At 45.8% G+C, this 16048-nt stretch carries 15 protein-coding genes; 8 read left to right on the forward strand and 7 right to left on the reverse strand.

All coding sequences use genetic code 11. The features are described from left to right. Position 1: 1 nt before the first annotated feature. Positions 2-886, reverse strand: a complete 885-nt coding sequence (dapA, locus tag LEP1GSC052_RS08620; protein WP_010575398.1) for a 4-hydroxy-tetrahydrodipicolinate synthase — start codon at positions 884-886, stop codon at positions 2-4. 94 nt (positions 887-980) lie between these two features. Between dapA and LEP1GSC052_RS08625 the strand changes: the two genes are divergently transcribed. Next, positions 981-2012, forward strand: coding sequence for an MraY family glycosyltransferase (locus LEP1GSC052_RS08625; RefSeq protein ID WP_020986509.1), 1032 nt, complete (start codon positions 981-983; stop codon positions 2010-2012). 228 nt (positions 2013-2240) lie between these two features. Beyond that, positions 2241-2549, forward strand: coding sequence for a helix-turn-helix transcriptional regulator (locus tag LEP1GSC052_RS08630; protein ID WP_010575400.1), 309 nt, complete (start codon positions 2241-2243; stop codon positions 2547-2549). A 413-nt stretch (positions 2550-2962) separates the two neighbouring features. On the opposite strand, the gene LEP1GSC052_RS08635 is transcribed toward LEP1GSC052_RS08630, so the two are convergent. The 6 genes from LEP1GSC052_RS08635 to LEP1GSC052_RS08660 all read right to left on the reverse strand — a co-directional run bounded on the left by LEP1GSC052_RS08635 (position 2963) and on the right by LEP1GSC052_RS08660 (position 7845). Next, complete coding sequence (locus tag LEP1GSC052_RS08635; RefSeq protein ID WP_010575401.1) at positions 2963-3463, reverse strand: tetratricopeptide repeat protein; 501 nt, start codon at positions 3461-3463, stop codon at positions 2963-2965. Positions 3464-3482: 19 nt separating this feature from the next. After that, complete coding sequence (locus tag LEP1GSC052_RS08640) at positions 3483-3926, reverse strand: hypothetical protein (protein WP_020986007.1); 444 nt, start codon at positions 3924-3926, stop codon at positions 3483-3485. 1 nt (position 3927) lies between these two features. Beyond that, positions 3928-4908 carry a PdxA family dehydrogenase gene (locus LEP1GSC052_RS08645; RefSeq protein WP_010575403.1) on the reverse strand — a complete coding sequence of 327 codons (981 nt, stop codon included), beginning with the start codon at positions 4906-4908 and terminating at the stop codon, positions 3928-3930. A gap of 71 nt (positions 4909-4979) precedes the next feature. Continuing rightward, complete coding sequence (locus tag LEP1GSC052_RS08650) at positions 4980-5423, reverse strand: bactofilin family protein (RefSeq protein ID WP_010575404.1); 444 nt, start codon at positions 5421-5423, stop codon at positions 4980-4982. 132 nt (positions 5424-5555) lie between these two features. Continuing rightward, on the reverse strand, positions 5556-6323 hold the full coding sequence (locus LEP1GSC052_RS08655; RefSeq protein ID WP_010575405.1) for a hypothetical protein: 768 nt from the start codon (positions 6321-6323) through the stop codon (positions 5556-5558). Between the two features lie 187 nt (positions 6324-6510). Next, the gene (locus LEP1GSC052_RS08660) at positions 6511-7845 is read right to left on the reverse strand and encodes a tetratricopeptide repeat protein (RefSeq protein ID WP_020985686.1); all 1335 of its coding nucleotides are present in this window, start codon (positions 7843-7845) and stop codon (positions 6511-6513) included. Between the two features lie 57 nt (positions 7846-7902). Between LEP1GSC052_RS08660 and LEP1GSC052_RS08665 the strand changes: the two genes are divergently transcribed. The 6 genes from LEP1GSC052_RS08665 (at position 7903) to LEP1GSC052_RS08690 (ending at position 15707) form a co-directional block, all read left to right on the forward strand. Further along, entirely contained in the window at positions 7903-10152 is a 2250-nt protein-coding gene (locus tag LEP1GSC052_RS08665; protein ID WP_020986501.1) for a lytic transglycosylase domain-containing protein, read from the forward strand. Between the two features lie 136 nt (positions 10153-10288). After that, the gene (locus tag LEP1GSC052_RS08670; RefSeq protein WP_010575407.1) at positions 10289-11578 is read left to right on the forward strand and encodes a citrate synthase; all 1290 of its coding nucleotides are present in this window, start codon (positions 10289-10291) and stop codon (positions 11576-11578) included. A gap of 38 nt (positions 11579-11616) precedes the next feature. Continuing rightward, on the forward strand, positions 11617-12885 hold the full coding sequence (locus LEP1GSC052_RS08675) for a class I SAM-dependent rRNA methyltransferase (protein ID WP_084492266.1): 1269 nt from the start codon (positions 11617-11619) through the stop codon (positions 12883-12885). Next, positions 12863-13747, forward strand: coding sequence for a class I SAM-dependent methyltransferase (locus LEP1GSC052_RS08680; protein WP_010575409.1), 885 nt, complete (start codon positions 12863-12865; stop codon positions 13745-13747). The genes LEP1GSC052_RS08675 and LEP1GSC052_RS08680 overlap by 23 nt, the downstream gene beginning before the upstream one ends. Continuing rightward, complete coding sequence (locus LEP1GSC052_RS08685; protein WP_084492208.1) at positions 13714-14586, forward strand: TrmH family RNA methyltransferase; 873 nt, start codon at positions 13714-13716, stop codon at positions 14584-14586. Before LEP1GSC052_RS08680 ends, LEP1GSC052_RS08685 begins: the two co-directional genes overlap by 34 nt. Then, positions 14583-15707: an arabinose kinase gene (locus LEP1GSC052_RS08690; RefSeq protein ID WP_010575411.1), complete on the forward strand. Its 1125-nt coding sequence runs from the start codon at positions 14583-14585 to the stop codon at positions 15705-15707. Before LEP1GSC052_RS08685 ends, LEP1GSC052_RS08690 begins: the two co-directional genes overlap by 4 nt. Positions 15708-16048 lie beyond the last annotated feature (341 nt).

The following is a 16048-nucleotide window of genomic DNA, read 5'->3' on the forward strand; positions in this document are numbered from 1 at the left end:
CTTATTCGTATCCTTTTGAAATCAGACCTTCGAGAATCTTTTTAAATTTCGCGCTCGTTTCGTTTTGGGAAAGAGCCGTCATCGGAAGACGAATTTCGGGAGAACAATGTCCGAACCAACTCATCGCGGCCTTGATCGGAATCGGATTGGTTTCCATAAACGCAAGAGAAAAGACGTCGATCAAATCGTAATGAATTCTTCTGGCTTCCGCGAGATTGCCTTCGTGAAACGCGTTCACAAGTTGCACGAGCGCTTTTGGAAATAAATTGGAAACCACCGACACGACCCCCACTCCACCGACGGCCAAAAGAGGAAGAGTTAGATTATCGTCTCCGGAAAGAACCGTCATCTTGTGACCGACGAGAGAAATGAGTTTGGACATCTGACCCAAATCTCCGGTCGCTTCTTTCATCGAACGGATCTGTTTTACTTCGCTGAGTCGAAGCACCGTTTCGGGAAGAACGTTTACTCCGGTTCTTCCGGGAATGTTATAAAGCATCACCGGCACGGAAGAATGTTCCGCAATTTCTTTGAAGTGCTGATACAATCCTTCTTGAGTCGGCTTGTTGTAGTACGGATTTACAGAAAGAATTCCGTCGACCCCGTCCTTACAGGCGGCTTCTGTGAGTTCGATCGCTTCTCTTGTGGAATTGGAACCGGTTCCCGCCACGACTTGAATCCGATTTTTGACCGCCTTTACGGTTTCGCGGATCAGTTCCGCGTGTTCGGAATGGGAAAGAGTCGGAGATTCTCCCGTTGTCCCACAAGGAACAACTCCGCTGACCTCGGCCTTGATTTGTTTTTCCAGAAGCTTGAAGTAACTGTCGTAGTCGATTTTTCCGTTTTTGAAAGGTGTGATGATTGCTGTGTAAACGCCCTGGAACATAAGGTTAGGTTCCCGAGTTTAGCCGGATTTGGCAATCAAAATCATTTCGATTTCTGATTGCAGGGAGATAACTTCCGTCTAGCCTGGAATGCCAGTGGAACCAATCTCACATTTCTGGAATCCGGGAATTCTTTCCGTCCTTTTGTTTTTCATCACGGCGATTTTGTCCTGGATTTATCTTCGGTCGGAAACGTTCGGGATCAGCGACGTCTCCAACGAACGAAGTATGCATGTCGGAACTACGAAAAAGTCCGGAGGAATCTGGATTTTTCTCGGCGTTTTTTCGATCGCACTCGTTTGGTTCGGCGGTTTCGAGAATGCGGAAGAAAAAACGATCTTCTTCTTTGCGGGTCTTCTTTTCTTTTTCGTGATCGGTCTCGCGGACGACCTACTTTCTCTCGGGGCGGGAATCCGTTTGCTTTTGGAAATCGTTTTCCTGATTTTTTTCTTTTTGTATGTTCCGGTGAATTTCACTTTGCTCGGGTTTAAACTGGATGCAATTCCCGGGCTTTCCACCGCGGTTTTGATCGTCTACGTTCTGTTTGTCGTTAATGTTTGTAATTTTATGGACGGGCTCGACACGTATCTCGTTTCTCATTTTTTACTCGGGGTTCTTGCGTTTCCGTTTTTGTTTCATTCTTACCTTCCTACGTTTTACATCTGGATCTGCGCGGGTCTTTTCGGTTTTTTAATTTTCAATCTTCCCAAGGCGCATCTGTTTTTGGGAGATTCCGGTTCTTTGCCCTTGGGTTATGCGATCGCCGTGCTTCCGCTTTTGTATATCGATGAAAAGAATTGGGTCCGGTTCGAAATCAGTTCCGCTTTCTTTTTGCTTCCGGTGTTTTTTGTGGACGGTGTGATTACGATTCTTCTGCGTTTAAAGGATGGGGAGAATATTTTGAAAGCGCACAGAAGACATTTGTATCAGCTCGTGGCCGTTAAAACTTCGCGCAAAGGACTGGTATCGATCGCGTTTACGTTAGGCAATCTTCCCGCGATGTTCTTTTTCGGGCTTCATCGGGCGGCTGGAATTCCGGGAAGCGTCGTGTTTTGGATTTGTTTGGGAGTTTATGCGGTTTTGTATTTTATCGGCTTTTTGAAAGTAAGAAAGAATCCGGCTCCTTGAAAGTCGGCGCTTTCTTGAAATCAAATTACAACTCGCAAACTTATTTCAAAATTTTGAAAGTCATTCTATAAAGTTCCGTTTTCACGTTCAACCTCAGTGGATTCTCAGTCTATAATCTTCCTTGTTTTTCGGAGAATTGAGTATTCAAATCCCTCGCATATCGATTGTTTGGTTGCAAAAATATCCGATTTTGGTATATTCTATTTCAGAATGTAGAATATCCCTGTTTTGTATAAGTCTCTGTATTCAACCGAAGCGAAAATTTTTTGTAAAAATTTAATCGCCGCCAGAAAGGAAGCCGATCTGACTCAGGTTCAAGTCGCGAAACTTTTGGGCCAACCGCAATCCTATATTTCCAAAATCGAGTCCGGTGAACGTCGTCTGGACGTGATCGAGTTCTGGAGATTTTTTAAAATCTTCGGCAAACCGTTCGAATTTTATTTTCAGTTTGATGAAAAGGCGGATTCCACGGATCGAAAATCAAAAACTCTCAAGGCCGCGAGCGGCAAACGTAAGAAAAAACAGAATCGTGCGTGAGGGAATGTGGGAGTTCCCACGTTTTCTTCGCGAATCGTGAAGCTGCGACGTGGGAGTTCCCGCACAATCGCCGCGTGCGCTAAAATGCTTACTGCGTTTTTATGGATTGCAGGAGTTCCTACGTTTTCGCGGGGAATTTCTTCCGAAGTTTTGTAGATTGAAGGAGTTCCCACACTGATTTGTTTTACAAAGAAACACCTGAACTCAAAACATTACCCACGAATGACTGAATTTTGTGTGAGTTCCCACATCCATTGGTTCTACGAATCGACAACGTCTTCGTCGCGCTCTATGACTCGCAAAAGTTTCGTATGAGTTCCTACATTTGTTTGAAAAACTAAAAATTCCTCACGAAAACGCCCGCTACGATTTCCACGGACGCACGTGCACAGACTGTATGAGTTCCTACATTCTCAGTTGTAACGAATATAAATCCGCTTCAACGCAAGATTTGCGGGAGGATAATTCGGTTGAATTTGAATCGCCTTTTCGTATTCCAAACGGGCCAACTCGATATGACCTAAAATTTCCAAACAAGAAGCCGCATTGAAATACGGATAAACCGGAACCTCGTACCGAGGAGCGGACTTCGCCTTCTCGAACCAAGGAAGAGCGTCCCGATACCGTTTCTGCTGAAGTAGATAAACCCCGATGTCATTATAAGGATTTCCTAATGTAGGATCCGTCTCGATCGCGGTTTTACAGAATTCGATCGCACGATCCAATTTCCCGGCAAGAGAATAGGACCAACCCAAGAACGTCCATGCTTCAGCGGTGGGTTTGACCGCGATGGATTTTCTATAGTGCTTGGAAGCGAGCTTCAGATTGCCCTTGGTTTGATACTCATAGGCGGTCAAAAAATGTTTCTTAGCTTCTTCCGATTCTCCGAACGATTGTAAATAGAGTGGATTCATTCTAAACTTTAGACAGGAGTTACTTGGTGGAAAACTTCAAGAATTTCAAAAACGTGGAATTTAAAAAACCGTCGACCTCGGGAGAAAAGTTGTTGTAGAGAATAAAACCGCCCCAATAGATCAGGGTCGCGCTCACGAGCGCTTTCGCAAGAGATTTGCTGACCTGAGGAGAAGCGGAATAAAAAATCCGAAACAAGGCCACGGGCCATAAGAACCAAAGAAAAAAATAAAAACCCTTACCGACGCCGTAAACCCAGGAAAGAATTTCCACGGGATAACTCGCCGTCAAACGTTCGTAACTCGCCTTTAATTCCGGAAAATACTGAAAGAAGTAAAAGATAAAAACGAAAACGAAAATGATTTTCCAGACGAACTCGAAATCCGAACGGAACAAAACCAAGGTCAGTCCGCAAAACCAGAAAAGGAAAATCGGAAATACGATTTGTTCTAAAAGCCCAGGCATACTACCTCACAACTCGGTGCAGACATTCTACAAAGCTGGCCGGATCTGCAAGCCCTTTCCCGGCGATATCAAACGCGGTTCCGTGATCGGGAGAAACACGGATAAACGGAAGACCCAGAGTCAGATTGACGCCATTCTTCCCTTCCCACATTTTAAAAGGAATCAAACCCTGATCGTGATAACAAGCAAGATGAAGACCGAATTTTTTTCTCGCGGAATCGCCAAACATAGAATCGGCGGACAAAGGGCCTTCCACTTTCAAACCTTTCTTTTTCAAAAACGAAATCATAGGTTCGAGAATCTCGGCTTCTTCCTTTCCGACCTTGCCGCCTTCTCCCGCATGAGGATTGAGACCTAAAAACGCGACCGGCTTTTTACGATCGATCTTCTCACAGGAAAGAATGGAATCCGCAAGAGCCCCGAGATCGATTTCTTTCAAGAACTCGGGAACGCGCACCAAGGGAACATGAGTCGTCAAAGGAAGAACCTGAAGATCCTTTCCGGACATGAGCATAAACGTTTTCGTATTGTATTCTTCGGCTAAGAATTCGGTATGACCGCGAAAGGTAGAAGCGCCCGAAGCGATCACCCATTCTTTGCTCAAAGGAAGAGTGACGAGATCCCCTCCTCCTTCTTTTTGAAATCGGACCGCGAGCGCAAGTGAAGCCAAGGCGGACTTGCCGGATAAAACGGAAGGTTTGCCGAACTTAAGCGCCGTAATTTCCTTTTTGGAAAGCGCATTATGCGAAACCGCAAACAAACCCTTTTTCAATATTTGAGACGACGCCTCGGCGACATCCGCAGTATCCGCGACACGCGCCGTTTGAATCGAAACGAATTCTTTCGGAAGCGGAAACTTGCCCGAATGAAAGTAAACGATCGGTCTTGTTTTGGAGATTTTTTTTAAAAGAGAAAGAGAATGGAGAAAGATCTCCGGTCCGATTCCACAAGGGTCGCCTTCTGTAATCAGGATCCGGTTCACTGTTTTGGAAGCGGGGTTTTCGATTCGGAGAAGGACTTCGTAAATTCTTCCCCGAAACGAAACCGTTTCGATTATTCTTTTGCGGCTCCGGATTGTTTACCGAAGATTTTTTCCACGCTGAGAGAATCCTTGGAATACTCGAGATCGATCAGATCTTTTGCGGAATGTTTGAGGTCGTTGGAGATCATACAACGTCCTTCGAGAATCACTCCGTTCTGGATGATCAACTCGGGCGTGCGGATGTCTCCGAGAATTTTAGAAGTGGGAAGAAGCATCACTCTGTTTCTTGCGGTGATGTTTCCGATAACGATTCCTTCTATGATAACGCTGGCGGCGGTGATATTGGTTTTGACCTTACCGGTAACGCCGATATAAAGCTGTTCCGCTTGTAAGGACTTACCTTCGAATTTTCCGTCGATCTTAAGAGATCCGTTGATAAAGAATTTTCCGCTGAAGTAGGAATTTTCTCCGATGGTGGAGTTCGTAACTTCGGATGAATTTTTAACGAGTGCCATGCGCCTGTCTTTCCTGTATGTCCTTTCGGAGGGAGTTAAAATCACTAAATATGCAGATCCCGCCAAACGGAAAAGGATTTTTCAAGACCTCGTCTTGAAAATTGGCGCAAGCAGGGCAAGGGCTTCGGAAATTCAGCGGATATTCGGAACGTTGATTCGGTCAAGGGCCTCGGCCGTAAATTCCTGGAATTCCTTGAGCGCGTCCATGATGCTCCTTCCTTCCAGCTCGGTGGCTCTTTCGAATCTCGGATTGAATCGGATCGAATCTTCCAAGTTCATGATAACGCCTCCGACTTCCTTCGCCTCTTTGATGACCTTATTTAAGAATTCGTTGAATTTTTGGAACATCTCGAAGGCCTCTGCGATGAAGATCCGAGTTTGTTTGTTCTTCATTCTGCTGAGCTGTTCCCTGAATTCCTGTTTTTCCGCGGCGTGAAATTCTTCGATGGTTTCGGTGAGGACCTTGATGTTTCTTCGGATATTCTCCATATACTTTACGACGCCGTCTTTTTCGTTCGTATGGGAGAAGTCGAAACGAACGTGCGTCTCGTTTAAGACCGGAAGATATTCCCGGTCCATCACGTTGATCCAGGTTCCGATCTGATTGACCTCGGGATCGTTCGAGTTCGGGGAAATTTTCATCACAGGATATTTTGCGAGAACACGACCGGCTTCGTTCGGATTCTCCTTATACCGTTTGATCTGTTCGGCGGCCACGTCGAGGTTGTCCGGAATTCCTTCGGGAGAAATGTCCTTCATCTTCGTTCTGTATTTTTCCAAATCCCGGGAAACACGATAACGTTGTTCGTCGTTCTTCGATCCCTTTGCGATCTTTTCCAGCTGATGAATCATCTTCTGGTATTTTTGCAACTCGAGAATTTGTTCGTGACTGATTGCCATTGGATTGTTCTTAAGATCCTAAATTTTTTAGGAAACTCCGATCGACTTCAATTCTCCGCTTTCGGCGAAGATCTGTCAAGGGAAGTTCCCGGATTTCCTTCGTGTTTCCAGGGTTCCATTCTTCTTACGGCGCATTTCAAAACTGAATTTATTTCATCGAAAAAATCAAACCGCTAGAATCGGATCGTCAGCGCACATTCTTATATCTTTCCAAAACCAAACGGAGATAATCCGAATCCGGAAACTTCATCAACAGACTTTCCAAAAGTCCGATGCCCTCGTCGGTTTGTCCGATTTCGATAAGAGACAAACCTTTCAGATACAACATCTCGGGAGAATAACGGAAACGACCGCAGTGTTCCGCCGCTTCTATGTATTGTTCGAAATCCTTTTTGAAAAAATGCAACACGGCGCGCGCGCGTCTCGTCAGATACGAATCGGGAAGTCGTTCCTCCACTCCTCCGATTTCCTTTTGAACGTTCGAGGATTCGGTGGAATTCAAAAGAATCAAAAGTTCGAAAGGACCGAGCGTGTAAACGAGATGATTTTGTTTCAAGATCGCATAACGTTTCTCGAGGGATTCGTCCTGACCCGCGAGAATATTGTCCTGAAGAGAACCGAGAAGCACCGATCTTCCGTTCTTTTGTTTTTCGCCTTCGAGCCAGGCCTTTCTGTATTCTCGGGGACGGATTCTTTTTAATACGAAGTAGTTTTCCAGATAACCGTGACGGGAAGAATACGCCTTAAAAAAAGATTCCTTTTCGTCCGAGTTCAAAGTTTCGATCACGGTCAGAATTCTTCTTTCGATCGGAAACACGGTTCTAAAACCGGTGGTTTCGTGTTTGAAAAGAATCCACGCGAGTCCGAGCAAACCGGGCTCTTGTCCCGTGACGACGAGATCGTAGATCGTTTCGCGGTCTTCGAGGCTCAGGCCTCCGAACTTCCAAAGAGAACCGTATTTTTGAAAACGAGAATCCCCTTTGTCCTTTAGAAATTCCGAATATTCAATTTTTCCCATAAGCGCGAGAAGCTGTTTCGCTTCCACGATAAACGGAAGATCCTGATCGTAGACTTCGGTCAGTTCTAGATATTCGTCGAGTTCCTGTTCGTGTAAAAGAAAGGATTCCAAAACCTGAAAGACTTCCGGATCGGCTTGGTGTTCCTCGAGGGCCTTGTCCAAAAGTTCCTCGAAAAAAATCTTCAGAAGATTTTTTTCCCGTTCGGAAAGTCCTTCCTCTTCGAAAGGAGAAGTCGCGTCGGATTGAAAACGGAATTCTCCGAACAGATCGATTCTTATGTTAGAAAAGGGAGAATGAAATCGGTTGAGCGCTCCCGAAAAATATCCCAGGATTTTGGATTTAAGACGTATGATTTCCGGATTACGAGGAGCGGGTCCTTCCGATTTTTTTTTCTTGGAAAGAAATGCCGGGACATTCTCCTCCGCGAAATTTTTTTCCGCGCGAGAAGACAGCGTGAATTCCGTCCAGACGTCGTTCGTTTTTTCTTTTTCCAGGATTTGCATTGGAATTTCCTTTTTGCGATTGAATCCTTAGGCCGAAAAGGTAAGTAAAGAATACGAATGAAAAAATTCGCCCTGACCAGCCTACTCATCTTCATTTTCGGCAACCTTTACGCAAACGATGATCTCAAATACCTGATCAAATCCTACAGTCTTCAAAAAATCCATCGTATTTTTCGGGAAAGGAATCCGGGAACCGAATCCGAGGTCTACGCCTTGGTTCGTTATCACGAGGAACACCCCGACGGAAGCCGAGATAAAAAGTTTTCGTATCTGGTTTCTCTTCTCAAAGGGAGAATGGTTTCGTCTCCCGGAAGACAGGACCTTTTGGAAATTTTGAATTCTCCCCTGCCCTCGACCTCGGTCATCACGAAACTTTCGCTTTGGAAACTCTACGAGGAAAGTTCCCACAGAAAAATTCTCGGCAAGGAAGAATTGATCGGCTTACTCAAGAAATTTCCGAGGGAAAACGATCCGCTGAGTCAGAACGCGATCGCGGAAATTTTCAGAATTTATTACGAAGCGGGGATGATCCAGGAATGTCTGGACTTCGCCAAAAGTTTTTCCGATCGGGAACAAGCCGAATTATTCTCGCCTATGATTTTGTATCGTTATGCGAAATCGCTCTATAAATCCGGGAACACCGAAAAAGCCGAGTCGATCTTTTATTCGATCCTGGAAGATCCGTCCGTTCTCGCTTCGGTCAAAAAATTCATTCTCGAAGACCTTCAGGTTTGGAAGGGTCATACGTTTTATTCTTCCCTGACTCCCGAACGCGCGGCGCTTTTTCTTCCTCATCTTGAAACTTCGGAAAAAAAACATCTGATCTCTTCCAAGGACTTGGAACGGGTTTCCTTTTCCAAAGGAGAAGCGTTCCGCAACACGGCCCGCGTTTTAGCGGCGTACGAACCCGAAGCGCTTCCGAACTTCTTTCGCCGCAACGCGAATTTAGCGAGATCCAATCCGGACTTCACCGCCGCGATGTCGAGAGAACTCACCAACCAGAATTTTTCCGGGAAGGCGCTCGATTTGTTAAACGACGCGGGCGCGGAAAAAAACGACGAGATTCTTTACAGCTACGCGAGGGCGTATAAAAAACAGGGAAACAAGGATCTATATTTCAGAAATCTAATAGACTCTTTGGAAAAAAGTCCCACGAATTTAATCAGACAAGACGAATTGATCGATCTTCTCACCGGCAACCACGAAAACTTTTTGGGCGACGCGTATTGGAAGGACGCGCTTCGAAAGATTCCGGATCTTCCGGTCAAGGGAAGACTCGTGTATTGGTATCTTCGTCTTTTAAAAAAGAACGGAAGAACCGAAGAACTTGGGACGTGGCTCAAGTCGTATTACAAACATATCCCGGGTTCGTATTATACGCGCGTGATCCGCGAAGAATTTCAAGACGAGATCGCGGCCTTTCCTCTTCCTTCCAATCCGACTTGGAACAAGGACAACCTTTTCGAATACCTTTCCTTGACCGCGGGGATTCCCGAACTTTCGGGAAAAATTCTCGGGAAGGATTTGGACTTTGCGACTCAGGCCGCCGCGTTTCAACTGAACGTCCGCATCGACAACGCGCATTCTAAAATTCGTGGGAACCGTTATCTGCAATCGGCGAAAGAATATTTGGAAGTCGGCGAGATGGCCCACGCTCTTTCTTTGGTGCAAAGATATAAGATCGGGCAAGGAATCGGAGAAACCGAAAAGGAAGAAATTCTCGCGGCGCTCGGCGAACAAACCGGAACTCCTTATCTCACCGTCTTTCACACGAGAGCGTTGATGAAAAAAGAAAAACTCAGCGACGACGTCATTCTTCTTCCCTCCAAACTCGCGGGGAGAATTTATCCGAGACCGCACAGAGGCCTTGTCGCTTCCATTTCCCAAAACGTGGGAATCGATGAGGACATCGTTTACGCGATCATGCGTCAGGAATCCTTCTTTAAGGAAAACGCGATTTCGGTTTCCAACGCGAGAGGTTTGATGCAGATCATGGGTCCCACCGGAAGGGAACTCGCCAAAAGAATGAACTTGGATTCTTATTCCCTTTTTGATCCCGAGGTTTCGATCGAAATGGGCGCGCGGTTTCTACGTTATCTCGTCGCGTCCAATGGAAATCTTCAGTGGGCTTCGATCGCCTACAACGGAGGTCCGGGAAATCTTCGCAAATGGAAACGAAATCATTACCACGGGGACTTCAATCATTTCTTGGAAGAACTTCCCGTAAAGGAACCTAGGGATTATTGTAGAATCGTGAGTTCGAACTATTACAACTATCAGAACTTGCGGAAGTATAAGAATCTTTAAATTTTGATTTTTTAGATTGTCTATCTGACGGAAAGAATAGGATAGGAATCTGAAACGATTTTAAGCGCAATTTTTTTAGCCGTCGGATTATCCGAAAATTCGGCGAAAACAACGAACACTACTCTAGGAGAGAAACATGGCCGAGGTAGCAATTCTGAAGATCGACGGGAAGGAATACGAACTCCCGATCATCGTAGGCACCGAAAACGAAAAGGCAGTCGATATTTCCAAACTCCGTCAACAGACGGGATACGTAACACTGGACAACGGATACTTAAACACCGGAGCTTGTACGAGCGCGGTCACCTTTCTCGACGGAGAACTCGGCATATTAAGATACAGAGGAATTCCGATCGAACAACTCGCGGAAAATTCCACATTCACCGAAGTCGCCTATTTACTGATCTACGGAAAACTTCCGTCCGACGCGGAACTCAAACGCTGGAACGAAGAACTTACGATGCACACATTGATCCACGAGGATCTCAAACGTCTTTACAACGGATTTCCGAAAGACGGTCACCCGATGGCGATCATGTCTTCGATGATCGGTTCTCTTTCCACTTACTACCAGGATTCTTACGATCCCGAAAACGCGGAACACAGACATATCTCCATGATCCGTCTTCTCGCGAAGTTTCCTACGATCGCGGCGTTCGCGTATAAAAAATCCATCGGGCAACCTACGATTCATCCGTTGAACAGCCTCGACTACTGCGCGAACTTCATGAACATGATGTTCTCCGTTCCGAGCGAAGAATACAAGATCGATCCTGAAATCGTAAAAGCTCTCAACCTTCTCCTCATCCTGCACGCGGATCACGAACAAAACTGTTCCACGTCTACGGTGCGTTTGGTGGGTTCCTCTTTGGCGAACCTCTACGGCGCGATCTCCGCGGGAATCTGTGCTCTTTGGGGACCAAGACACGGTGGAGCAAACCAAGAAGTTCTCGAAATGCTCCAAGAGATCCAGGCGAGCGGACTTCCAGTGAAGAAAATCGTGGAAAAAGCGAAGGACAAAAACGATTCCTTCCGTCTTTCCGGATTCGGTCACAGGGTTTATAAGAATTTCGATCCTCGCGCGAAGATCATCAAAAAGGCCTGCGACAGCGTGCTGAAAAGACTCGGCGTTCAGGATTCTTTATTAGATATTGCTAAAGAACTGGAAGAGACCGCTTTGCACGATCCTTACTTCGTGGAAAGAAAGTTGTATCCGAACGTGGACTTCTACTCCGGTATCATCTATCGCGCGCTCGGAATTCCGGTGAACATGTTTACCGTGATGTTCGCGATGGGACGTCTTCCCGGTTGGATCGCACAGTGGAAAGAAATGATCGAATCGCAAGATATGAAAATCGGTCGCCCGAGACAGATCTACACAGGAGCGACGGAAACATCTTACAAAGAGGCCAAGAAAAAAGCCTGAACTCTCCCTCGAAAAACTTCCGGTTCCGCAGATATCAGCTGAACCGGAAGAGCGAACTTTCCATTCAACGTAAACATCCCTGGGTCTTTAGCGGAAATCTTTCCACAGCGACTACGGCCTTTTCCAACGGTCAATGGTTGAATCTTGTCTCCACCGAAAACGAACCCGTAGCCACGGGAATCTATGCAAGCGCCGGACTTGTTCGAATCCGAGTGATTCAATTTTCGCCTTCCTTTTCCAAAGAAAAAATACGGGAGAATTTAGTCTCCGCTCTTCAAAGAAGATCTTCTCTTCGATCGGAAACGAACGCGTATCGTATCCTGCACGGAGAAAACGATTTTTTTCCGGGAATCACGATCGATCGAATCGCACAAACCTGGGTCGTTCGGATTTATTCTTCTTCGTTGCTCGCGTACGGAAGATGGCTCGTTTGGAATCTGTATGATATATGCAAAAATTCTAAATTAGAAGAACCGCAACCGAAACGGATCCTGTTCGATCCTCCCGAAAAAACGGGGGAAGATAAGATCGTCGCAGCTAACACGGCTTCAGCCGATGTCGCATTAGCAAAAACGCCGGAAGGCGCAAAACGGCGCGAAACACGGCTTTGGCGGGGGAATACGCAACTTCCGTCGCTTCGCATTCGGGAAACGATCCGACTCGGAGATCTGCGTTTTCCGGTCGAACTCCCCGGACAAAAGGGAGGAATCTTTTTGGATCTGAGAAATCTTCGTAGATTTCTTTTGGAAAAAAAAGAATTGAGCGCCGGCCGAGATTGTCTTCATCTTTTTTCACATACCGGACTGACTTCGATTTGTATGGATGCTGCCGGCGCTCGTTCGGTCTTATCCGTGGACGGATCCAAGGAAGCCCTCGATTCTTTTCAAAGAGTTTTGAGCATTCGAAAAAACGAAACAAGATGCGAACATAGATTCGTACAAAAAAACCTATTCCAAGAATTGGAAGACGTTCTCCAAAACAAAACCTTCGGGCTCATCGTAATCGATCCGCCCAATCTTACGCCGGACGCAAAGTCCAAAAAAAACGCGCTCAAATCCTATTCTTATCTGTTCGCAAACGCGCTCGGTTCCTTACAAGAATCGGGAACGATCATTCTTTGTTCTTGTTCGGGGAGAATCACTTCCGAAGAATTGGAAACTCTGGCAAAGAATATTCTCAAAACGAAGGGAATCTCCTTCGAACGATTTACGAGTTTAAAACCGGAATCGGATCATCCGGTAAGAAAGAACTTTCCGGAAGGAAATTATTTTAAGGTACATATCTATGAAAACTGTAAAAAGAACTGAAAGTCCGAGTCTCGACGGATCGTACGTGTTGATCGACTCCGGCGACTTTCGAAAACTCGAACAAATCGGACCTTATACGATCATACGCCCCTCCCCCGTTTCCGCTTGGCCCGCCACAAAACCGAACCTCTGGAAAAACGTTCACGGAGAATACGTCCGCTCCGACAAAGGCGGCGGCTCTTGGACCTGGAACAAAAAGGTAGAAGAGGAATTTTATATTCAAATATTAGAATATTCTATTAAAATCAAGTTTACTCCGTTCGGTCATCTCGGGATTTTCGCGGAACAACTCGAAAACTGGAAAAAGATCCAGAAACTTTCCTCCGGTCTAAAAAAAGAAGAAGAGGTCCTGAATCTTTTCGCATATTCCGGAATTTCAACGCTCGCCGTTTTGGACGGAGGCGCTTCCGCTTGTCATTTGGATTCTTCCAAAGGAATGGTGGATTGGGCCCGGGACAACGCGAACGCATCCGGTCTCGCGGACAAAAAAGTCCGTTGGATGGTCGAAGACGTTTTGAAATTTTTAAAACGCGAAATCAAACGCGGGAAAGATTATCGGGGATTCATTCTCGATCCGCCGACCTTCGGAAGAGGAGCCAGCGGAGAAGTTTTTAAGATCGAAAAGGATCTTCCCGAGTTAATGGATCTTTTGATGCAACTCTGCGACGGCAAACCGGACTTTATCGTTTTGACCTGTCATTCCACGGGCTTCAGCCCTTTGGCTTTGCAAAGAATTTTGGAGGGAAGAATCCGCAACCGAGGCAAGTTTCATTTGGGCGAACTTTCCATTCCCGAAGAAAGCGGAAGACTTTATCCCGCCGGTTCGAATTGTATCTACGTATCGGAGAGACTTTCGCTTTGAACGAAGAAAAGGACATTGCGTTTTTGGAAATCACCAGCTTCTCGAATGAGAAGTTGAAGAATATTTCCAACCTAAAGGAAAAAAAACACAGAGAATCCTCGGGACTTTTTTTTATCGAGGGTTATCGTGAAATTCTAAGGGCGCAAAAATCCGGTAAGGTTCGTTTTCAGAATCTGTTATATTCTCCCGAATGTTTTTTGGGGGAAAACGAATTCTCTCTCATTCGTTCCATCGGAGCGAAGAACATCCGCGTTCCGAAAAAAGTTTTCGAAAAAATTTCGTATCGGGATCGACCCGACGGTTTGATCGCGACAGCGCAATTTTTCTCGACGGGTCTGGATGCGTTTCAAAAAGAATCGACTGCATTCAAAAATTCTAAACCGATTCTCGTGATCGAAGGCGTGGAAAAACCCGGAAATCTCGGAACGATCCTTAGAACCGCGGAAGGCGCGGGTTTTCACACGGTCCTTGTGGCCGATCCTCGTCTGGATCTGTTCAATCCGAACGTAATCCGCGCGTCCACGGGAGCGCTTTTTACCCTCGACGTTTATCTCGGGGAAACGGAGGCGATCTACGAAATTCTTAAGAATCAAAATTATAGAACGTTAGCCGTAACACCCGAGGCGAAAAAACTTTATTTCGACGCCGATCTAAAAGGCAGAATCGCGTTGGTGTTCGGTTCGGAACAATACGGTCTTTCGTCCTATGCGAGAAGTCATTCCGACGAATATTTATCCCTTCCGATGTTCGGAGAAGCCGATTCTTTGAATCTGGCCATGTCCGCGGGAATCGTTATGTATGAAGTGATTCGTCAAGGAAACGGCTCCGCTCCAAAATGAAAATCACCTATTATGTCAGCGGTCACGGCTTCGGGCATATCAGCCGATCGATGGAGATCATTCTCTATCTGCTTCGCAGTTTTCCGGACCTGGAAGTCGATCTTGTTACGGTTCGGGAAGAATTCTTATCCACACTTTCTTTAAACGAAGAAGATTCCAAAAACACGGAGCGTTTGCACATACGCAAGAAAACCGTCGACGTCGGAATGATCCAAAGAGATTCTTTGTCGATCGACATACGCGCTACGGAAGAAAATCTCGAAAAATTCAATTTAGAAAAATCGTATATTCAAATTTCGGAAATCGAAGCCTGTCTTGATTTCGAAACCGATCTGATTATCTCCGACTCGGCTTCTCTTCCGTTTATGGTCGCGGATAAGATCAAGATTCCTTCCCTTTTTGTGGGAAATTTCACCTGGGATTTTATCTATTCGGGTTATGCAAAAGAATCTTCCGTGTTCGAACAGGCGGCGCAGACCTTGTTCGAAGAATACTATCACGCGACGTTCGGTTTGATTCTCCCTTTTGCTTGTCCTGCGCAGTCTCTCGCGGAACAAAAACAAATCGGCTTAGTCGGCCGAAGACCGCATCTTGACAAAAAGGCGGCGAAGGACCATTTCGGTTTTTCGGATGATCGAATTCATTTGTTGTTTTCTTTCGGCGCTTACGGAGTCGAAACCTCTCATTTTCACTGGGAAGAATTCGATTCGGATCGTTATTCAATCGTTCTTTCGGGCACCGATTTCGATTTGATGCAGATTCCTAAAAAGCAGAGAAACGGTATTTTAAAACTTTCTAATGTTCATTATCCAGATCTTTTGACCGCTTGCGATTTCGTGATTACGAAGCCGGGCTACGGCATCTTGAGCGAAGCCGTTTATTCGAAAACTCCGGTTCTTTATACGGATCGAGGCGATTTTCCGGAGGTTCCCTTTCTTCATAACAGTTTGAGGGAGGAGATTCCATCGGCTCATATTTCCAACGAGGATTTGTTTTCGTTTCGTTTTGATTCTGCAATTCGTGCTACGAATTCTTGGAACGGAAATCCTTCTCCCTGGTTTGAAAGGGACGGCCGCGAAGACGTTCGGCACGCCGTTTCCGTTTTTTTGAAGTTGATTTAGTTCGATTTGAAGTGTTCATGTGCCGGTTGTGAATCGTGAATTGCGGCGCGGGTCTCTCTTTGACCCGTCCGATCTTACGTTGTGTCGTCGATTGATTGTAAAGCGTTGTCTTGTCGGTTCAGTTAGGTTTCTGATTTTTTTGTCGGTTCATTTTTAAAGCCGCTTCTTTCGTTTGCTGATACATTGTGGTAGTGCAGATTCTTGCGCCTATATTTTTGTCGGTTTACTTGCGGATCTGTCCGTCGGCTGTTTTCGTTGTATTGAAATCTTTTGTAACGATTCTTTTTTGAAAAATTTTTGAAAACTGCGCTCGGTGGGAGCTCTGCCGCAACGCCCGGCAA

The sequence above is a fragment of the Leptospira kmetyi serovar Malaysia str. Bejo-Iso9 genome, from assembly GCF_000243735.2.
Classification (GTDB): Bacteria; Spirochaetota; Leptospiria; order Leptospirales; family Leptospiraceae; genus Leptospira; species Leptospira kmetyi.